Source organism: Symbiopectobacterium purcellii (genome assembly GCF_052050035.1).
In the GTDB taxonomy this organism is placed as follows: domain Bacteria; phylum Pseudomonadota; class Gammaproteobacteria; order Enterobacterales; family Enterobacteriaceae; genus Symbiopectobacterium; species Symbiopectobacterium purcellii_A.
Map to the genome: position 1 here is coordinate 2,338,946 of NZ_CP189882.1, position 20,497 is coordinate 2,359,442.

The 20,497-nt window shown below is 52.6% G+C and carries 14 protein-coding genes and 3 pseudogenes; 8 read left to right on the forward strand and 9 right to left on the reverse strand.

Features of this window, described 5'->3' with window-relative positions; translation table 11 throughout:
- Window positions 1-11: 11 nt before the first annotated feature.
- The 5 genes and pseudogenes from rplJ to ACQGXV_RS16785 form a co-directional block, all read left to right on the forward strand.
- Complete coding sequence (gene rplJ / locus ACQGXV_RS16765; protein WP_440867464.1) at window positions 12-509, forward strand: 50S ribosomal protein L10; 498 nt, start codon at window positions 12-14, stop codon at window positions 507-509.
- Window positions 510-575: 66 nt separating this feature from the next.
- Entirely contained in the window at window positions 576-944 is a 369-nt protein-coding gene (gene rplL, locus ACQGXV_RS16770) for a 50S ribosomal protein L7/L12 (RefSeq protein ID WP_440866983.1), read from the forward strand.
- A 326-nt stretch (window positions 945-1,270) separates the two neighbouring features.
- Window positions 1,271-5,299, forward strand: a complete 4,029-nt coding sequence (rpoB, locus tag ACQGXV_RS16775) for a DNA-directed RNA polymerase subunit beta (RefSeq protein WP_440866984.1) — start codon at window positions 1,271-1,273, stop codon at window positions 5,297-5,299.
- Between the two features lie 91 nt (window positions 5,300-5,390).
- Complete coding sequence (gene rpoC, locus ACQGXV_RS16780) at window positions 5,391-9,614, forward strand: DNA-directed RNA polymerase subunit beta' (protein ID WP_440866985.1); 4,224 nt, start codon at window positions 5,391-5,393, stop codon at window positions 9,612-9,614.
- Between the two features lie 210 nt (window positions 9,615-9,824).
- Window positions 9,825-10,574, forward strand: a pseudogene (locus tag ACQGXV_RS16785) (MFS transporter); the annotation flags it as partial.
- 226 nt (window positions 10,575-10,800) lie between these two features.
- Here ACQGXV_RS16785 and ACQGXV_RS16790 read toward each other — a convergent pair.
- Window positions 10,801-12,024, reverse strand: a complete 1,224-nt coding sequence (locus ACQGXV_RS16790) for an IS256 family transposase (RefSeq protein ID WP_440866986.1) — start codon at window positions 12,022-12,024, stop codon at window positions 10,801-10,803.
- A gap of 53 nt (window positions 12,025-12,077) precedes the next feature.
- Between ACQGXV_RS16790 and ACQGXV_RS16795 the strand changes: the two are divergent.
- Window positions 12,078-12,683 (forward strand): annotated as a pseudogene (locus tag ACQGXV_RS16795) (MFS transporter); the annotation flags it as partial.
- Here ACQGXV_RS16795 and ACQGXV_RS16800 read toward each other — a convergent pair.
- From ACQGXV_RS16800 to ACQGXV_RS16810, 3 genes are all read right to left on the reverse strand, one after another.
- Window positions 12,670-13,110: a GlcG/HbpS family heme-binding protein gene (locus ACQGXV_RS16800; protein WP_440867465.1), complete on the reverse strand. Its 441-nt coding sequence runs from the start codon at window positions 13,108-13,110 to the stop codon at window positions 12,670-12,672. The pseudogene ACQGXV_RS16795 and the gene ACQGXV_RS16800 overlap by 14 nt on opposite strands.
- Complete coding sequence (locus ACQGXV_RS16805; protein WP_440862939.1) at window positions 13,052-13,951, reverse strand: transposase family protein; 900 nt, start codon at window positions 13,949-13,951, stop codon at window positions 13,052-13,054. Before ACQGXV_RS16805 ends, ACQGXV_RS16800 begins: the two co-directional genes overlap by 59 nt.
- Before the next feature lie 360 nt (window positions 13,952-14,311).
- The gene (locus ACQGXV_RS16810; RefSeq protein WP_440866987.1) at window positions 14,312-14,743 is read right to left on the reverse strand and encodes a response regulator transcription factor; all 432 of its coding nucleotides are present in this window, start codon (window positions 14,741-14,743) and stop codon (window positions 14,312-14,314) included.
- A gap of 11 nt (window positions 14,744-14,754) precedes the next feature.
- Here ACQGXV_RS16810 and ACQGXV_RS16815 point away from each other — a divergent pair, with 11 nt between their 5' ends.
- Window positions 14,755-14,910: a hypothetical protein gene (locus ACQGXV_RS16815; RefSeq protein ID WP_440866988.1), complete on the forward strand. Its 156-nt coding sequence runs from the start codon at window positions 14,755-14,757 to the stop codon at window positions 14,908-14,910.
- A 9-nt stretch (window positions 14,911-14,919) separates the two neighbouring features.
- On the opposite strand, the gene ACQGXV_RS16820 is transcribed toward ACQGXV_RS16815, so the two are convergent.
- From ACQGXV_RS16820 to ACQGXV_RS16830, 3 genes are all read right to left on the reverse strand, one after another.
- Window positions 14,920-15,123 carry a hypothetical protein gene (locus ACQGXV_RS16820; protein ID WP_440866989.1) on the reverse strand — a complete coding sequence of 68 codons (204 nt, stop codon included), beginning with the start codon at window positions 15,121-15,123 and terminating at the stop codon, window positions 14,920-14,922.
- Entirely contained in the window at window positions 15,120-16,445 is a 1,326-nt protein-coding gene (locus ACQGXV_RS16825; protein ID WP_440866990.1) for a sensor histidine kinase, read from the reverse strand. The genes ACQGXV_RS16820 and ACQGXV_RS16825 overlap by 4 nt, the downstream gene beginning before the upstream one ends.
- A gap of 126 nt (window positions 16,446-16,571) precedes the next feature.
- A complete protein-coding gene (locus tag ACQGXV_RS16830; protein WP_440866991.1) occupies window positions 16,572-16,760 on the reverse strand; it encodes a DUF1127 domain-containing protein in 189 nt (62 codons plus the stop codon).
- Between the two features lie 175 nt (window positions 16,761-16,935).
- On the opposite strand from ACQGXV_RS16830, the pseudogene ACQGXV_RS16835 reads away from it, so the two are divergent.
- Window positions 16,936-18,368, forward strand: a pseudogene (locus ACQGXV_RS16835) (PLP-dependent aminotransferase family protein).
- A 197-nt stretch (window positions 18,369-18,565) separates the two neighbouring features.
- On the opposite strand, the gene thiH reads toward ACQGXV_RS16835, so the two are convergent.
- Both thiH and ACQGXV_RS16845 read right to left on the reverse strand, forming a co-directional pair.
- Window positions 18,566-19,714: a 2-iminoacetate synthase ThiH gene (gene thiH / locus ACQGXV_RS16840; RefSeq protein ID WP_440866992.1), complete on the reverse strand. Its 1,149-nt coding sequence runs from the start codon at window positions 19,712-19,714 to the stop codon at window positions 18,566-18,568.
- Window positions 19,711-20,496 carry a thiazole synthase gene (locus ACQGXV_RS16845; RefSeq protein ID WP_440866993.1) on the reverse strand — a complete coding sequence of 262 codons (786 nt, stop codon included), beginning with the start codon at window positions 20,494-20,496 and terminating at the stop codon, window positions 19,711-19,713. Before ACQGXV_RS16845 ends, thiH begins: the two co-directional genes overlap by 4 nt.
- Between the last annotated feature and the right edge of the window lies 1 nt (window position 20,497).

Here is a 20,497-nt window from a genome sequence, read left to right on the forward strand (position 1 = left end):
AGCACAAGCTAATGGCATTAAATCTTCAAGACAAACAAGCGATTGTTGCTGAAGTCAGGGAAGTGGCCAAAGGCGCGCTGTCTGCGGTTGTTGCGGATTCTCGTGGCGTAACCGTAGATAAAATGACTGAACTGCGTAAAGCAGGTCGTGAAGCTGGCGTATACATGCGTGTTGTTCGTAACACCCTGCTGCGTCGCGTCGTTGAAGGCACTCAGTTCGAATGCCTGAAAGACACGTTTGTTGGTCCGACCTTGATTGCATACTCTATGGAACACCCGGGCGCTGCTGCTCGTCTGTTCAAAGAGTTCGCGAAAGCGAATGCAAAATTCGAGGTTAAAGCTGCAGCCTTTGAAGGTGAGTTGATTCCGGCGGCTCAAATTGACCGTCTGGCAACGCTGCCGACTTACGAAGAAGCAATTGCACGCCTGATGGCGACCATGAAAGAAGCCTCTGCAGGCAAACTAGTCCGCACTCTGGCAGCTGTTCGCGATCAGAAAGAAGCGGCGTAATCGCCCTTTTCCTGTTTTCGCATTTGCTTACGTATAAACTATTTCTGATTGTTAGGAACAATTGTCATGTCTATCACTAAAGATCAAATTATCGAAGCAGTTGCCGCTATGTCCGTAATGGACGTTGTTGAGCTGATCTCTGCTATGGAAGAAAAATTCGGCGTTTCTGCTGCTGCTGCTGCTGTAGCTGTAGCTGCTGGCCCGGTTGAAGCTGCTGAAGAGAAAACTGAATTCGACGTTATCCTGAAAGCTATCGGCGCTAACAAAGTTGCCGTAATCAAAGCTGTTCGTGGCGCAACTGGCCTGGGTCTGAAAGAAGCGAAAGACCTGGTTGAGTCTGCACCTGCTGCGCTGAAAGAAGGCGTGAGCAAAGATGACGCTGAAGCTCTGAAGAAATCTCTGGAAGAAGCTGGCGCTGAAGTTGAAGTTAAATAAGCCAACCCTTCCGGTTGCAGCCTGAGTTTTCAGGCTGATGGCTGGTGACTTTTTGGTCACCAGCCTTTTTGCGCTGTAGGGGATCTGTGGTGTTTCGCACTGTTTGACCACGGGTTATCCCAATATTTTTTTCTATCGACGCCTTAATATACTGCTTTCCAGCCTAGGTTCCCTGCCTGTGCAAAAGCAATGAAATGATTTAAGAGTGATAGAAAGACGTATTAACGAACGGCGGATTGCCTTTCGATCAACAAAATCGTGTAGCAATGAACCGTCCTGTCAGGACGAGCAAGTGGTTCTTACTTTTCAGCGAGCTGAGGAACCCCATGGTTTACTCCTATACCGAGAAAAAACGCATTCGTAAGGATTTTGGTAAACGTCCGCAAGTGTTGGACATACCTTATCTCCTTTCTATCCAGCTTGACTCGTTTCAGAAGTTCATCGAGCAAGATCCGGAAGGCCAGTACGGTCTGGAAGCCGCATTCCGTTCCGTATTCCCAATTTCAAGCTACAGCGGTAGCTCTGAGCTGCAATACGTAAGCTACCGTTTGGGTGAGCCCGTATTTGACGTCAAAGAGTGTCAGATTCGCGGGGTGACCTTCTCAGCACCGCTGCGCGTCAAGCTGCGTCTGGTGATCTACGAGCGCGAAGCGCCGGAAGGCACCGTAAAAGACATCAAAGAACAAGAAGTGTACATGGGCGAAATTCCGCTCATGACCGAAAACGGGACTTTTGTTATCAACGGTACTGAGCGCGTTATCGTTTCTCAGTTGCACCGTAGCCCGGGCGTGTTCTTTGACAGCGACAAGGGTAAAACCCACTCTTCCGGTAAAGTGCTGTATAACGCACGTATTATTCCTTACCGTGGTTCCTGGCTGGATTTCGAGTTCGACCCGAAAGATAACCTGTTTGTGCGTATCGACCGCCGCCGTAAACTGCCGGCGACCATCATTTTGCGCGCACTGAATTTCTCGGCCGAACAAATTCTGGACCTGTTCTTCGATAAAATTGTCTACGAGATCAACGGCAACAAGCTGCAAATGGATCTGGTGCCTGAGCGTCTGCGCGGTGAAACTGCGTCGTTCGACATCGAAGCCAATGGCAAAGTGTACGTTGAAAAAGGCCGCCGTATCACCGCGCGCCACATTCGCCAGTTGGAAAAAGACAGCGTAGAGCGCATTGAAGTAGCGGTCGAATACATCGCCGGGAAAGTGCTGGCGAAAGACTACGTAGACGCAAGCACCGGCGAACTGATCGGTGTGGCGAACATGGAGCTGTCGCTGGATCTGCTGGCTAAACTGAGCCAGGCAGGCCATAAGCGCATCGAAACCCTGTTCACCAACGATCTGGATCACGGCCCGTATATCTCCGAAACGCTGCGTGTAGACCCGACCAACGATCGCCTGAGTGCGCTGGTTGAAATCTATCGCATGATGCGTCCGGGTGAGCCGCCGACACGTGAAGCAGCAGAAACGCTGTTCGAGAACCTGTTCTTCTCTGAAGATCGTTACGATCTGTCCGCTGTGGGCCGCATGAAGTTTAACCGCTCCCTGCTGCGCGATGAGATTGAAGGTTCCGGTATCCTGAGCAAAGACGACATCATTCAGGTGATGAAGAAGCTCATCGATATTCGTAACGGTTCTGGCGAAGTCGATGATATCGATCACCTGGGCAACCGTCGTATCCGTTCCGTGGGCGAAATGGCGGAAAACCAATTCCGCGTTGGCCTGGTGCGCGTAGAGCGTGCGGTGAAAGAACGTCTGTCTCTGGGCGATCTGGATACCCTGATGCCGCAGGACATGATCAACGCCAAGCCGATTTCGGCGGCGGTGAAAGAGTTCTTCGGTTCCAGCCAATTGTCCCAGTTTATGGACCAGAACAACCCGCTGTCCGAAATTACGCACAAACGCCGTATCTCCGCGTTGGGCCCAGGCGGTCTGACCCGTGAACGTGCTGGCTTTGAAGTGCGTGACGTACACCCGACCCATTACGGTCGCGTATGTCCTATCGAAACGCCGGAAGGTCCGAACATCGGTCTTATCAACTCGCTGTCCGTGTACGCACAGACCAACGAATACGGTTTCCTTGAAACCCCGTATCGTCTGGTGCGTGACGGTGTGGTAACGGATGAAATCCATTACCTGTCCGCGATTGAAGAAGGCAACTACGTTATTGCACAGGCGAACACCAACCTCGACGAAGAAGGGCATTTCGTTGACGATCTGGTGACCTGCCGTAGCAAAGGCGAATCCAGCTTGTTCAGCCGCGATCAGGTTGATTACATGGACGTTTCCACCCAGCAGGTGGTTTCCGTCGGTGCATCTCTGATCCCGTTCCTGGAACACGATGACGCCAACCGCGCCCTGATGGGTGCGAACATGCAACGTCAGGCTGTACCGACCCTGCGCGCTGACAAGCCGCTGGTAGGTACCGGTATGGAACGCGCTGTGGCCGTTGACTCCGGTGTAACTGCCGTTGCCAAACGTGGCGGTACCGTACAGTACGTTGACGCATCCCGTATCGTTATCAAAGTTAACGAAGACGAGATGTATCCGGGCGAAGCGGGTATCGACATCTACAACCTGACCAAATACACCCGTTCCAACCAGAACACCTGTATCAACCAGATGCCGTGTGTGTCTCTGGGTGAACCTGTTGAACGCGGTGATGTGCTGGCTGATGGCCCGTCTACCGACCTGGGTGAACTGGCGCTGGGTCAGAACATGCGCGTCGCGTTCATGCCTTGGAACGGTTACAACTTCGAAGACTCCATCCTCGTGTCTGAGCGTGTGGTGCAGGAAGACCGTTTCACCTCTATCCACATTCAGGAACTGGCGTGTGTGTCCCGCGACACCAAGCTGGGGCCAGAAGAGATCACTGCCGACATCCCGAACGTGGGTGAAGCAGCACTCTCCAAACTGGATGAGTCCGGTATCGTGTATATCGGTGCTGAAGTAACGGGCGGCGACATTCTGGTCGGTAAAGTGACGCCGAAAGGCGAAACTCAACTGACGCCGGAAGAGAAACTGCTGCGCGCGATCTTCGGTGAGAAAGCGTCTGACGTTAAAGACTCTTCCCTGCGTGTGCCGAACGGTGTATCCGGTACGGTTATCGACGTTCAGGTCTTCACCCGCGATGGTGTGGAAAAAGACAAACGTGCGCTGGAAATTGAAGAGATGCAACTGAAGCAGGCCAAAAAAGACCTGACGGAAGAATTGCAGATCCTCGAAGCGGGTCTGTTTGCCCGTATTCACGCTGTGCTGGTCTCCGGCGGCGTGGAAGCCGACAAGCTGGACAAGCTGCCGCGCGAGCGTTGGTTGGAACTGGGTCTGACTGATGAAGAGAAACAGAATCAGTTGGAACAGCTGTCCGAACAGTACGACGAGCTGAAACACGAATTCGAGAAAAAACTCGAAGCGAAGCGCCGCAAGATCACGCAAGGTGACGATCTGGCTCCGGGCGTTCTGAAGATCGTCAAGGTGTATCTGGCAGTTAAACGTCAGATTCAACCGGGTGACAAGATGGCAGGCCGCCACGGTAACAAGGGTGTTATCTCCAAGATCAACCCGATCGAGGACATGCCTTACGATGAGAACGGTACGCCGGTCGATATCGTATTGAACCCGCTGGGCGTTCCATCGCGTATGAACATCGGTCAGATTCTGGAAACCCACCTGGGTATGGCAGCTAAAGGTATCGGCGAAAAAATCAACGCCATGCTCAAGCGTCAGGAAGAAGTGGCTAAACTGCGCGAATTCATCCAGAAAGCCTACGATCTGGGCAACGACGTGCGTCAAAAAGTCGACCTGAACACCTTCACTGATGATGAAGTGTTGAGTCTGGCGGACAACCTGAAGAAAGGGATGCCGCTGGCAACGCCAGTGTTCGACGGTGCCAAAGAGTCCGAGATCAAAGAACTGCTGACGCTGGGTGATCTGCCGACCTCCGGTCAGATCACGCTGTTCGATGGTCGTACCGGTGAACAGTTTGAGCGTTCAGTAACCGTCGGTTACATGTACATGCTGAAACTGAACCACTTGGTTGACGACAAGATGCACGCGCGTTCTACCGGTTCTTACAGCCTGGTAACCCAGCAGCCGTTGGGTGGTAAAGCCCAGTTCGGTGGTCAACGCTTCGGTGAGATGGAAGTGTGGGCGCTGGAAGCGTACGGCGCAGCTTATACCCTTCAGGAAATGCTGACGGTGAAATCCGATGACGTCAACGGCCGTACCAAGATGTATAAAAACATCGTGGATGGCGACCATCGTATGGAACCGGGCATGCCGGAGTCCTTCAACGTACTGTTGAAAGAAATCCGCTCGCTGGGTATCAACATCGAGCTGGAAGAAGGTTAATCCTGCTCGCTGGTACGCTTTGCTCGTGTAAAGGAGTGCCTGAGCTTCGGCTCAGGCATCCAACAGGTCTAACTCCGACGGGAGCCAATCCGTGAAAGACTTATTAAAGTTTCTGAAAGCGCAAACCAAGACCGAAGAGTTTGATGCGATCAAAATTGCGCTGGCATCGCCAGACATGATTCGTTCCTGGTCTTTCGGTGAAGTTAAAAAGCCGGAAACCATTAACTACCGTACGTTCAAACCTGAACGTGACGGTCTGTTCTGCGCCCGTATTTTCGGGCCAGTGAAAGACTATGAGTGCCTGTGCGGTAAGTACAAGCGCTTGAAACACCGTGGCGTTATCTGTGAGAAATGCGGCGTTGAAGTGACCCAAACCAAAGTGCGCCGTGAGCGCATGGGCCACATTGAGCTGGCGTCTCCGACGGCGCACATCTGGTTCCTGAAATCGCTGCCGTCCCGTATCGGCTTGCTGCTGGATATGCCGCTGCGCGATATCGAACGCGTGCTGTACTTCGAATCCTATGTGGTGATTGAAGGCGGCATGACCAACCTGGAAAAACGTCAGATCCTGACTGAAGAGCAGTATCTGGACGCGTTGGAAGAGTTCGGTGACGAATTCGACGCCAAGATGGGTGCCGAAGCGATCCAGGCCCTGTTGAAAAATATGGATCTGGAACAGGAATGCGAACAGCTGCGCGAAGAGTTGAACGAAACCAACTCTGAAACCAAGCGTAAAAAGCTGACCAAGCGCATCAAGCTGCTGGAAGCGTTCGTACAGTCTGGCAACAAGCCGGAGTGGATGATCCTGACCGTGCTGCCTGTGTTGCCGCCGGATCTGCGTCCGCTGGTTCCGCTGGACGGTGGTCGTTTCGCAACCTCAGATCTGAACGATCTGTATCGTCGCGTGATCAACCGTAACAACCGTTTGAAACGTCTGCTGGATCTGGCTGCGCCGGATATCATCGTACGTAACGAAAAACGTATGCTGCAAGAAGCGGTAGATGCCCTGCTGGATAACGGTCGTCGCGGTCGTGCGATCACCGGTTCCAACAAGCGTCCGCTGAAATCTTTGGCCGACATGATCAAAGGTAAGCAGGGTCGTTTCCGTCAGAACCTGCTCGGTAAGCGCGTGGACTACTCCGGTCGTTCTGTTATTACCGTGGGTCCGTACCTGCGTCTGCACCAGTGCGGTCTGCCGAAGAAAATGGCACTCGAACTGTTCAAACCGTTCATCTATGGCAAGTTGGAACTGCGTGGTCTCGCTACCACCATCAAAGCCGCCAAGAAAATGGTTGAGCGTGAAGAAGCCGTGGTTTGGGATATCCTGGATGAAGTTATCCGCGAACACCCGGTACTGCTGAACCGTGCGCCGACTCTGCACCGTTTGGGTATCCAGGCATTCGAACCGGTTCTGATCGAAGGTAAAGCTATTCAGCTGCACCCGCTGGTGTGTGCGGCGTATAACGCCGACTTCGACGGTGACCAGATGGCTGTTCACGTACCGCTGACGCTGGAAGCCCAGTTGGAAGCGCGTGCGCTGATGATGTCCACCAACAACATTCTGTCTCCGGCGAACGGCGAACCTATCATCGTTCCGTCTCAGGACGTGGTATTGGGTCTGTACTACATGACCCGTGACTGTGTTAACGCCAAAGGCGAAGGCATGGTGCTGACCGGTCCGAAAGAAGCAGAACGTATCTACCGTGCGGGTCTGGCCTCACTGCATGCGCGCGTTAAAGTGCGTATCACTGAGCATGAGAAAAATGCGCAGGGTGAGTGGGTTGCTAAAACCAGCCTGATCGACACCACTGTCGGCCGTTCCATTCTGTGGATGATCGTGCCGAAAGGTCTGCCGTACTCTATCGTTAACCAGGCGCTGGGTAAAAAAGCCATCTCCAAGATGCTCAATACCTGTTACCGCGTGCTGGGGCTGAAGCCGACCGTTATCTTCGCTGACCAGATCATGTACACCGGTTTTGCCTATGCAGCGCGTTCTGGTTCTTCAGTGGGTATCGACGATATGGTCATCCCTGCGAAGAAAGTGGAAATCATCAACGAAGCTGAAGCCGAAGTTGCTGAAATTCAAGAACAGTTCCAGTCTGGTCTGGTGACCGCCGGCGAACGTTACAACAAAGTCATCGACATTTGGGCCGCTGCTAACGAGCGCGTGGCCAAAGCGATGATGGAAAACCTCTCGACCGAAACCGTTATCAACCGTGATGGCGTAGAAGAGCGTCAGGTTTCCTTTAACAGCATCTTTATGATGGCTGACTCCGGTGCGCGTGGTTCTGCGGCACAGATTCGTCAGTTGGCCGGTATGCGTGGTCTGATGGCGAAGCCGGATGGCTCCATCATCGAAACGCCGATCACCGCGAACTTCCGTGAAGGTCTGAACGTACTCCAGTACTTCATCTCCACGCACGGTGCGCGTAAAGGTTTGGCGGATACCGCGTTGAAGACAGCGAACTCCGGTTACCTGACCCGTCGTTTGGTTGACGTGGCACAGGATCTGGTAGTGACCGAGGACGATTGCGGCACGCACGAAGGCATCATGATGACCCCGGTTATCGAAGGTGGCGACGTTAAAGAGACGCTGCGTGAGCGCGTACTGGGTCGTGTAACGGCTGAAGATGTTCTGAAGCCGGGCACCGCTGACATTCTGGTGGCACGTAACACGCTGCTGGACGAACAATGGTGTGATCTGTTGGAAGAAAATTCCGTCGATGCCGTTAAAGTTCGCTCTGTAGTAAGTTGTGAAACCGACTTCGGCGTGTGCGCTAAGTGCTACGGTCGCGACCTGGCACGTGGTCACATCATCAACAAAGGTGAGGCCATCGGGGTTATCGCAGCACAGTCCATCGGTGAACCGGGTACTCAGCTGACCATGCGTACGTTCCACATCGGTGGTGCGGCATCGCGTGCGGCGGCTGAATCCAGCATTCAGGTGAAAAACAAAGGTAGCCTGAAACTGTCCAACGCCAAGTTCGTTAAGAACGCCGCGGGCAAGCTGGTTATCACCTCGCGTAACACCGAGCTGAAACTGATCGACGAGTTCGGGCGTACCAAAGAAAGCTATAAAGTGCCTTACGGTGCGGTAATGGGCAAAGGCAACGGTGACGAAGTGACCGGCGGTGAAACCGTCGTAAACTGGGATCCGCATACCATGCCAGTTATCACTGAAGTGGGCGGTAGCATTCGCTTCACCGACATGATCGACGGTCAGACCATTACTCGTCAGACTGACGAACTGACCGGTCTGTCCTCCATCGTGGTTCTGGACAGTGCAGAACGTACCGGCGGCGGTAAAGATCTGCGTCCGGCATTGAAAATCGTTGATGCCAAGGGCAATGACGTACTGATCCCAGGTACCGACATGCCGGCACAGTACTTCCTGCCGGGCAAAGCGATTGTTCAGTTGGAAGACGGCACTCAGATCGGTGCGGGTGACACCTTGGCGCGTATTCCGCAGGAATCCGGCGGTACCAAGGACATCACCGGTGGTCTGCCGCGCGTTGCCGACTTGTTTGAAGCGCGTCGTCCGAAAGAGCCGGCTATTCTGGCTGAAATCACCGGTATTATCTCGTTCGGTAAAGAAACCAAAGGCAAACGCCGTTTGGTGATCTCGCCGCTGGATGGTAGCGATGCTTACGAAGAGATGATTCCGAAATGGCGTCAGCTCAACGTGTTTGAAGGTGAACGCGTAGAACGTGGCGATGTGGTTTCCGACGGTCCGGAATCAGCGCACGACATTCTGCGTTTGCGTGGTGTACATGCGGTAACCCGCTATATCACCAACGAAGTGCAGGAAGTTTACCGTCTGCAAGGCGTTAAGATTAACGATAAACACATCGAAGTTATCGTGCGTCAGATGCTGCGTAAAGGCACCATTGCCAGCGCGGGCAGTTCCGAGTTCCTGGAAGGCGAGCAGGCAGAAGTGTCGTGCATCAAGATCGCCAACCGTCAGTTGGAAGCCGATGGCAAGATTGCAGCTACGTACCACCGTGACCTGCTGGGTATCACCAAGGCATCTCTGGCAACCGAATCCTTCATCTCTGCGGCTTCGTTCCAAGAAACGACGCGCGTGTTGACGGAAGCAGCCGTTGCGGGTAAACGCGACGAACTGCGCGGTCTGAAAGAGAACGTAATCGTGGGTCGTTTGATCCCTGCCGGTACCGGTTATGCGTACCACCAGGATCGCATGCGTCGCCGTCATGCGGGAGAAGTGCCAGTAGTGGCTCAAGTGAGTGCAGATGAAGCTTCTGCAAACCTGGCTGAACTGCTGAACGCAGGCTTTGGTAGCAGCGACGACGAATAAGCTATCTACTGATAACGCTTAAACGTCTAAACCCCGGTCCATTGGCCGGGGTTTTTTTTTATCTCTCAGCCTGCGAACCCACAGAAAAAAAGCAGACTTGCTCCCCTTCGTCACGCATACTCCTTAATCGTACTTTTGTAACCATGATATGAATTTCTTCTGAGTAATATTTAGTGTACAGTTGTGTAAATTTAAAATAACGAGATAAACATGAACAGCACAAGCACACCAATGTCGCCGCAGAGCGATAGCGCAGCAAACCGCAATAGCTCACAATCTCTGTCTGAAAGCCCTACACATAAACGTGCACGCCGTGCTGCATGGGGAAGTTTTGTCGGCGCCGTTGTCGACTGGTATGACTTTCTACTGTACGGAATAGTTGCCGCTTTGGTGTTTAACACTGAATTTTTCCCTCAGATAAGCCCGACCATGGGAACGCTGGCTGCATTCGGGACTTTTGGCGTCGGCTTCTTGTTCCGTCCGCTGGGTGGCATGGTATTCGATCATTTTGGCGATCGCCTGGGTCGTAAACGCATGCTGATGATCACCGTGTGGATGATGGGGATTGCCACCGCGTTCATCGGCCTGTTGCCTTCATTTGCTTCTATCGGCTGGTGGGCTCCGGTGTTGCTGGTCACCCTGCGTGATATTCAGGGGTTTGCTGTCGGTGGCGAGTGGGGCGGTGCAGCATTGCTTGCGGTGGAAAGCGCGCCGAAGAAGAAAAAAGCCTTTTACAGTAGCGGTGTACAGGTCGGTTATGGTGTCGGCTTATTGCTGGCGACCGGCTCTATCTCGATCGTCAGTCATTGGACGACCAACGAGGAGTTTGTGACTTGGGGCTGGCGGTTGCCCTTCCTGTTCAGCCTGATACTGGTTGCCATCTCCTGGTGGGTGCGTAACGGCATGGATGAATCGCAGGAGTTTGCAGCCAATAAAACGCTGCAAGACCGTGCCAGCAAGCTCGAGTCTGTAAAGAATTTTGTGTAAATGGCTCCATTGCTTAACCGGAGATTCGTTCTCCATACGGCTTTGTTGAATAATTTAAGATACTGATTTATATAAGCATTATAAAATTTCAACGACTAATTTTTCCTCTCGGAATGCTTTTTATTGTGCTAACTATTTGATTTGTCGTTCTAACAAAATACATTCTCTGTAAATGCATTCTAACTAAAGAAGATGTAAATCAAACGGTTAAATTATTCAACAAAGCCTCTCCATACATCAACATGAATTGGCTCATAGCAGGTTTCCAGTCTCTGATTGGCAAGGTCCATTTAGCAGAGATATTATGCAAGGCTAGATAGAGTAATTTTATCACCGAGTCATCCGTTGGAAATATTCGTCGCGTTTTCGTTATCTTGCGCAATGAAGCATTTAACGACTCTATCGCGTTGGTGGTGTAGATAACCTTGCGGATCTCCGGCGGAAAGTCAAAAATGACGATGAGACGTTCCCAATTATTTCTCCACGACGGGCTGATCGTCGGGAACTGCTCATCCCATTTGGCAGCGAAGGCATCCAGGGCCTCTTCAGCGCCCTCTAGCGTTGCGGAACTATAGATGGTGCGCAGGTCAGCAGCAACGGCCTTACGCTCTTTCCAGCCGACGTAGCGCAGCGAGTTCCGTACCTGATGCACAATGCAGAGCTGTACCCGCGTATGCGGGTAAACAGCTTCAATGGCATCAGGAAAGCCTTTCAGGCCATCGCAGCAGGCGACGAAGATGTCCTTTAGCCCACGATTTTTCAGTTCTGTCATCACAGATAACCAGAACTTGGCCCCCTCAGTTTTGGCTATCCATAGCCCCAGCAGCTCTTTTTCGCCCTGGCCGTTGACGCCGAGGGCCAGATAAACAGACTTGTTGGCCACGGCTCCGCCGTCCTGGCTTTTGACAACAATACAGTCAAGGTAAACAATGGGATAAAGCGCATCCAGCGGCCGTTGCTGCCAGCGCTTAACTTCATCCATCACAGCATTGGTTACTTGAGAAATGAAGCCAGCGGAAACATCGACCCCGTAGACTTCTTTAAAGTGTGCCTGAATATCACGGGTTGATAACCCTCTGGAATAGAGAGAAATAATGCGGTCATCGAAGCCGTTAAGCTGTTTTTCGTTCTTACCGATCAGTGTCGGCTCGAAGGTACTGTTGGGGTCGCGCGGAATATCGAGCTCGATCTCCCCATTTTGGCTACGTACGCTCTTGGATGTCTTGCCATTGCGGGAGTTGCCTGAATGATTACCTGCCGGGTCATGCTTAGCATACCCAAGGTGCATCTCCATCTCAGCTTCAAGAACCCGTTCCGCCAGTCTTTTAGTCAGCACCTTGAGTAGGCCTGATTCACCCAGCAGATCCTGAGGGGAGTGACAATCTTGAAGCAGTTGGTCAATAAGTTCGTTGCTGATAGGCATTTTGTTATCCTTTGAAGGTTTTCCTCAAAATGCCATTTACACAGATTATTTTACAGTCTCGCAAGCTCCGCTCTTTCCCCATTTTTGAAGCATTGCGCAAACATCCAAAAGCATTTCTGCTGATCATTGCTCTGCGCCTTGGCGAACTGTTGACGATGTATATCGTTACGGCTTTTGCGTTGAACTACTCAACCGCACATCTTGGCCTGTCGCGCGATATGTTCCTGAATATCGGCCTGCTGGTGGGGGCAATCAGCTGTTTCTCTATCCCTGCTTTTGCCTGGCTGGCGGACAGCTTCGGGCGTCGTCGTATCTATGTCACCGGTGCGCTGATCGGTGCCGCCAGTGCGGTGCCGTTCTTTATCGCGCTGGAGAATCACAACACGGTGCTGATTCTGCTGTTCGCTATACTGCTGGCGAATGTCGCGTACGATATGATCGTCAGCGTGCAGCAACCGATGTTTACCGAACTGTTTGGTACCGCTTACCGCTATAGCGGTGCAGGCTTGGGTTATCAGGTCGCGAGCGTGGTGGGCGGTGGCTTTACGCCGTTTATCGCCGTGCTGATGGTGACATTTTTCTCCGGCGCCTGGTACGGCGTTGCGGGTTATCTGGCGATAGTGCTGTACGTTACGGTTTCTCCCATTATTTTTCGCTAAGTTGCGCTTTAACCGCCTCGAGCGCATCCAGCGCACACTGTTGGTCGATACTGCCCGAGGGCGCGCCACCAATGCCAATCGCACCAATGGTTTGATCCCCCACTTTCACCGGCACGCCGCCCGCTAGCAGTAAAAAGCCCGGAATATCACGCAGATTTTGCGCTTCAGCATTGGCTTGGGCATTTTTCATCACGTTTTCCGTGGGCGCTTTCGTGGTGAGTGCGGTAAATGCCTTCATCCGGCTGGCTTCGAGGGTATGCGGAACGGCGTTGTCCATGCGTTTGGCCAGTTTCACTACGCCAGCACGATCGACTATAAGCGTGTTGCTTAATAGTAAAATAAGGGTGTTTCGGTGATTGAAGTAAATTTTACGCTGTTCTGAGATGGAAATTCCAAAGACCGGCGCTAAGGAGTAAGAAGGTATCATCAATAAAGGGTCTACGATTCCGTAAAATTTGGGTCATGCAACCGAGGCGCTTGATACCCGCGATGGCGTGTTCAACTGTAATACGGATGCCCGAGATTATTTTATTTTCTTGTTTTTGTTCAGGCGATAAAGGTCTTTTTCGAGTTCCTTTTTTTGGGATTTGTGTATTAGGATGCTGTTTATCTATACCTTGAAAACCGGTATCTGCCCAGATGGTTACCTCAGGAGGAATATGGCGAATTATATCGACTTTATCGAGTAAGCGTTTATCGTGACGGCGCCCATTTTTGCTCATGGGGATAAATCCAATTTGCCTTGTTTCGTCAGTCATAATAAGCCCTTTTCGAGTGGTCTGTCTTTTCTTTCCCGAATACATTTTTTTTCGCCGACGCAGATTCTTAGGCTTTTGGACAGGTCGCTCTGTCCCATCAATAAAGACGTCTTTAACTCCAGGAAAGGCGCGAAAAAATTCCTCAGCAGAGCGAATTTGACGAGCGGGCAAAACACATTCTCGCCCCAAGGTCATCTCTAAAACCGGCAATAATATTTTTACCCAGCGACATACCCGTGTTCTATCTAAACCAAAAAGAAGTCCTTGCAAATCATAGGTCGGATAACATTTTAAATACAATAAAATAAAAAGCAGTTTATCTAATGGGGTTGGGATAAATCCTTTCTGCCCTGCACCCATCTGCCGCTCGTGATCTTTTCGATTCTTTTTCCGATAAATCAAATAACAAGCTGAAAATTCAGCGGCTAAATTTTTCAATTCTTCGACTGATAATCCAATGATTGCTTTACATAAACGATTATCTCGTAACAACCGCTCTTTGTTGATCATTTCAAACCTTTATTCTCTAAGTTAAACCTCTTTTTATTCTCAATAGCCTGACAAAAAATGCAAGTCTCTATTCAGCAACTAGTTTTATGGTCACCGCCACGTTCACATTCTTGGCAACGCAGGATTGGATGGCGTGCTGTGCCAGCTGTTCGGCCAGTGCCAAAGAAAGATTTTTTTAGCTCAACACGCCATTGGCCAAGCTGGGGAAGGCGGTAATGCAGCTGAAAAGCAGGGTGGTAATAAGAAGGCGTTTCATTATGTTCTGGCTCCTGTTGTCCTTGGGAGGGATGCGACAAGGACAGCGTAACCAGAGCTTCTGGAAGCAACCATTCGGTTGATTACTCAAGCCACTGCGTAATTTTACGGAGCTTTATCGATAAGCGATTGCCCAACATACAGTTTTATCAATTTTGCCAGCGAGTTTATTTCCAGTTTGGAGAACAGATTAGCGCGGTGCGCCTCCACAGTGCGGGCGGAGAGTTGCAGATCTTTGGCGATCTCTTTGTTCGATTTCCCCTCCATCATCAGCGCCATCACTTCATGCTCGCGCGCAGAAAGCGTATTGAGCTTATCCCGTAACTGTGTGGCTTGTTGGCGCTGGGCAGCCTGCGTTTGAAACTGTGCCATCGCGCCAGAAACCGTTTCGAGCAGCAGATCTGCATCGATGGGCTTGGTCAAAAATTCGAAGGCACCACTTTTAAAGGCGCGTCGGCACAAATTGATATTGCCATGACCTGTCATGATGATGACGGGGATATCCATTCCCTGCTGTTGCCACTCCTCTATAGCCAAGCGACATTATTTTGATAACAGCCAGCTATGCTTCTTTGCCGCATATAGCCAACCGACTTAAAAATGATTACATCCTATGCCCTGATATGCGGCAAAGAAGCATAGCTGGCTGTTATCAAAATAATGTCGCTTGGCTATATCAGGGCATAGGATGTAATCATTTTTAAGTCGGTTGGCTATAACAGCGTTAGCCCCGTTTTGCCTGGCATACGAATATCGAGCAGCAAACAACCGCGCAGCGAGCGCCAGTCGCTGTGCTGATGTTCAAAATCAGCAACGCTGGCATAGGGTTGCCTTTGCCACCCGACGGAAGCCAGCAATGTACTGAGTGAGTCTCGGATAGCGTCATCATCGTCAATCAGATAAACACACTGCGTCATTGGTCCTGCTCCTCGGCATTGAAAGGAAACCACAGTGTGAATCGGGCTCCGCTGCCAGCGACATTTTCTGCGCTGATGTCGCCGTTGAGACCCTGAACCAAGGTTTGGGTCAGCGCCATCCCGAGCCCTAATCCCCCGTGTCGGGTGGTGAAAAAGGGCAGAAAGATATTCTGTAGCGCCTGCTCAGATAACCCCGGTCCGCCGTCCGTTAGGGTCAACGTAATGCCCCTTTCCTTCGGGTGTGCAGCGATCTCAACCCAGGCCGATTTCGGCGCATTATCTAGCTGTGCCTGGATCGCATTGAGCAGCAGGTTATGCAGAATTTGCTCAACCCACTGCGGCGCGGCGAGAAACGGCGGCAGATCATCGGGGATTTTGTTGATGATTTTCACTTTCCCGGCCTGTAATTCGTTTTCCAGCAGCATTAACACACATGACCAGACCGGTTTCAGATTAATCGGTTGTAAGGGCACATGGTCGCTATGCATTTTTTGGCGTAAATCGGTGAGCAGGGCACTGATGCGTTTGGTTTGCACGACCGCGGCGTTGAGCAGCGGGGCGATCTCCGCGCTCTTTTCTTGTTTCAGAAAACTCAGGGCGGTTTGGTTATAACTCAGAATCGCAGTAAGTGGTTGATTCATCTCATGTACCATACCGGCAGTAATCTCACCCATGGTATTGAGCCGGGTGAGTTCGGAAAACTGCGCGCGTAAATCCGCCAGCACACGTTGACGTTTATACATCAGATAGCGGCTGACAAACGCGATGACGAGCGCCCAGAGCAGCGCAAACAACAGCATGCTGATCCAGGGCAGATGACGCCAGTCAGGATCGTTTCCTGCCGAAAGCTCAAACGGCTGCGAATCGCCCACCAGCGCTTTATGCCACTGCCAGTAAGGCGTTGTTGTTGCATCACCAAGTACCACCAGAGGGGCGTCATGCCAGTACAAACTCAGGGTACGGAATGCATTGCTCTGCGGCAGTGTGCTGAGTACCTGCTTAAGGTCGATCAGCAATGAGACGTGCTGGCCGTTTAGCCAATAGGTGCCGTTGCCCGCCAGTTGCGGCTCGGTAGCACTGAACTCCGGTGCGCGTGTTTTTAAGATAAGAATTTGGGGAAACGCTTTTTTGACCATCTCGGGATCGCTGGCGGCGGAAAGCAGCGTCAGGATGACATCATGCTGAGACAGTTTGAGTGCCACATCACGATAGAGGATGCGGAACTCGGCGCTGTGTTCTTCATACTGCTGTTGCAGCGTATGAATGCTCAGCGCGAGAGCGGATAGGGCCGTTAAGAGTATCCAAATGGCGAACTTACGCATGATGATGTCATTCGGGTTGAGTTAACGCCATGCGCATGGCTGAGAGAGTAACGCCGGGACATAGAACCATACTGGGTGTATATTGTAAACCCGGCCGCACTCAACCCGTCCGGCCGGAACCTCTGTTTAGCGAAAGCGATCGACATCGTGAGCGGTGAGGCCGATGTCTTTGAGCTGAGCGTCATTGAGTCGACTCAGTTCGCTCAGTGTGGTGCGGCGTTTTAGCCAGTTACACCACCACCGAAACGGGGTGCGGATCGTGATATCAATACTCCGCGTTATTGCTATTTTACAACAGCTTCTCCACTGGCTCATTGCGCTCTCCTTCTCCTCAAGATACTGTTTATAATGAGGGTGAACGCGATGAGGATAGAGCCTCAGAAAATCGATTTTTCAAGCATACAGATCGCGCTATATTGCAACTGAATGGCCTGTTTTACCTCTATCTGTACTGGTTTTTTCGCTGACGCATGGCGCAACAAGGATACTTATGACGCGTTACCAGCATCTCGCAGCGCTTTTGGCGCAGCGCATTGAACAAGGGTTGTACCAAAACGGCGAGCGTTTGCCCTCTGTGCGCACGCTCAGTCAGGAACACGGCGTGAGCATCAGCACCGTACAGCAGGCCTACCATGTGCTGGAATCTCAGCAGCTTATTTTGCCGCAGCCCCGTTCTGGCTATTATGTCGCGCCGCGCAAAGCACATCCGCCGGTGCCAGGCTTAACCCGTCCTGTGCAGCGCCCGGTAGAAATCAGCCAATGGGACTCGGTGCGAGAGCTGTTCAGCCCCAACCCGGAACGTAACCTGTACAACCTGGGGGGGGCGGGCCGGATGTCAGCCAGTCCTCGATTAAACCTTTATGGAAATCCCTGACGCGCTTTTGTCAGCGGCAAGACCTGCGGGTACTGAATTACGGCAATATGTATGGCGCGCCGGAACTGCGTGAGCAAATTGCGCGATTGGCGCTGGACAGCGATTGCCAACTGGCGGCAGAAGATATCGTGATCACCACCGGCTGTCAGGAGGCGTTGTTCACCGCATTGCGTTCCCTGTGTCGGGAAGGGGATATTGTGGCGGTGGAGTCACCTACCTTTCCCGGCACACTGCAAACGCTGCGTGGATTGGGGATCAAAGTGGTGGAAATCCCCACCGATGCTGTGACGGGCATCAGTCTGGAAGCCTTGCAGTTGGCGCTGGAGCAGTGGCCGATAAAAGCGGTCATGCTGGTGACAAGCTGTAATAACACGCTCGGCTTTTACATGCCGGATGCACGCAAGAAGGCGCTGATCGTGCTGGCACAGCAGTTTGATATTGCCATCATTGAAGATGATGCTTACGGTGAGTTGGCGTATGAGTACCCACGGCCGCGCACCATCAAATCCTTCGATAGCGATGGCAGAGTGCTGCTGTGCAGTTCATTTTCCAAAAGTTTGGCACCTGGGTTGCGTGTCGGATGGATTGCTCCCGGGCGCTATCTGGAACGTGTGTTGCACACCAAATACACCAGCACGGGCTATGCCGTGACCCATACCCAGCTAGCCGTGGCGGAGTTTATTCGTCAGGGCCACTATCAGCCCCACGTGCGCCGAATGCGCGCGTATTACAAAAGCAATCTCGATACGTTCACCTGCTGGGTGCGGCGCTATTTCCCCTGTGGAATTTGTGTTAGTCGACCGCAAGGCGGGTTTCTGATGTGGATTGAGTTTCCTGAAACCTTCGATACGTTGCGACTGAATAGTCTACTGCGCCAGTCCGGTATCCAGATAGCCTCTGGCTCGTTGTTCTCTGCGTCCGGCAAATACCGCAACTGTATGCGCGTGCACTACGGTCTGCCGTTAACCGATGAGATGCAGCAGATGCTACGCGTGATTGGCGAGCAGGCGGAACACCTGCTGCATGAAGATACGGTGAACGGCCACTAGGTGTATGCCGAAGAAGGGCCGATACAGCGCGCTAGCGCTACCCTGTATCGGCAGAGGGGGCAAAATCGGATGGGACAATCCGGTTTCGGTTGATGCGTCGAGGTCGTCAACAACCTCACTTTACGTAGCGAAAGAGAGACCGAGGGTGCATGATCTGGCCATTTTATCGCCCGATAATGATGGCACGTTTCGCTCCGTTATCCCACGTGATGTTGATGATGCGACTGCCTTCCCAAGTACCCATCCCAGTCTTTCCATACCGGTTGCAGACCAGCCTGCGCGATCGCCTGTGCGACGGCTTCCGGGCGGCGATTATCATGGGGGGCAAATTGCTCCAATTCGGAACGATCGTCTGCGTAGCCCCCCGGCTGCGTTTTGGAAAACGCACTGACGCTGTTGATAGCAATAGGCACCACGTTATCGCGAAAATAGGGGGATTCTCGCGTAGATAGCGACAATTCCACGTCGGGAGCCAGCAGGCGGAACGCGCAAATCACTTGCAGTAACTGCGCTTCGTCCATGAGCGATGCGGGCGTGATCCCCCCTGCACAGGGGCGCAGACGCGGAAAGGAGATGGAGTAACGACTTTGCCAGTAGGTTTGCTGCAAATAGAGCAGATGCTCCGCCACCATATAGCAGTCAGTGCGCCAACTGTGCGATAAGCCGATTAACGCACCAAGCCCGATCTTGTCGATCCCGGCGCTGCCCAAACGATCCGGTGTGTCCAGGCGCCAATGGAAATCCTGCTTGTTGCCGCGCAGGTGATGCTGTTGATAGGTCACCGGATGGTAGGTTTCCTGATAGACCATGACGCCGTCCAGCCCCAGCGTTTTCAGTTCCGCGTAATCCTCTTGTGCCATCGGCTGCACTTCCATCATCAGCGCGCTGAAGTGCGGCCGAATCAGTGGCAACATGTCGCGAAAATACGCCATGCCGACTTTACGTTGATGCTCCCCCGTGACCAGCAGCAGGCTGTCAAACCCCAGCGCTTTGATGGCGGCAATCTCGCGCAGTATTTCCTCTTGGTTCAAGGTCTTGCGCTTGATGTGGTTGCTCATGGAGAAACCACAGTAGGTGCAGTCATTGGCGCACAGGTTCGACAAGTAGAGCGGCACATAAAAGCCCACGGTATTGCCGAAGCGTTGCCGGGTAAGCTGCTGAGCCCGTGCGGCCAGCGGTTCCAGGTAGTGCAGTGCTGCCGGGGAAAGCAGTGCCATCATATCGTTTCGGGAGAGCGTGGTCGCGGTGAGAGCCCGTTCCACATCGCGCGCGGTTTTGCTGTTGATACCGAGTGTGATGGCATCCCAATCGAGCTGCTCCCAGCGGGTACGAAAAGCGCGCGTCATGATTGCGCCTCCGACCTTATCTGATGAAGAAAGCCGGTCAACGGGCTGGTGGCACTTGCCGCCTGTTGGCGTTGACCTAATCCGGCCTGACGTGCCCGTTCGCCCGCGTCCACCGCTAAACGAAAGGCGTGAGCCATCTGCACCGGATCGCGCGCCACGGCAATCGCCGTGTTAACCAGTACCGCATCGGCCCCCATCTCCAGCGCCTCGGTGGCGTGGCTGGGGGCTCCAATACCTGCGTCAACCACTACGGGCACTGTGGCCTGCTCAATAATGATGCGCAGGAAATCGCGGGTTTGCAGCCCCTGATTGGAGCCGATGGGCGCGCCCAATGGCATCACGGCGGCGCACCCTGCCTCTTCCAGCCGCTTGCACAGCACTGGGTCCGCGACGCAGTAGGGCAGCACCACAAAACCTTCTTTGACCAGGCGCTCAGCGGCGCGCAGGGTTTCAATCGGGTCGGGCAACAGGTATTTGGCATCGGGGTGAATTTCCAGTTTCAGCCAATGCGTGCCCAACGCTTCGCGTGCCAGTCGTGCGGCGAACACCGCTTCATCTGCGGTTTTTGCCCCTGAGGTGTTGGGCAACAGTTTCAAACCAAGCTGTTTAAGCGGTGCGAAGATGGCGTCATTACCGGTTTTCAGGTCAACGCGTTTCATGGCCAGCGTAACTAACTGAGAGCCCGACGCCTGTAACGCCGCGTGCATCAGTTCGGCGGTGGCAAATTTACCCGTTCCGGTTAATAACCGGGAAGAAAAGCGTGTATCGGCAATCTGCAACATA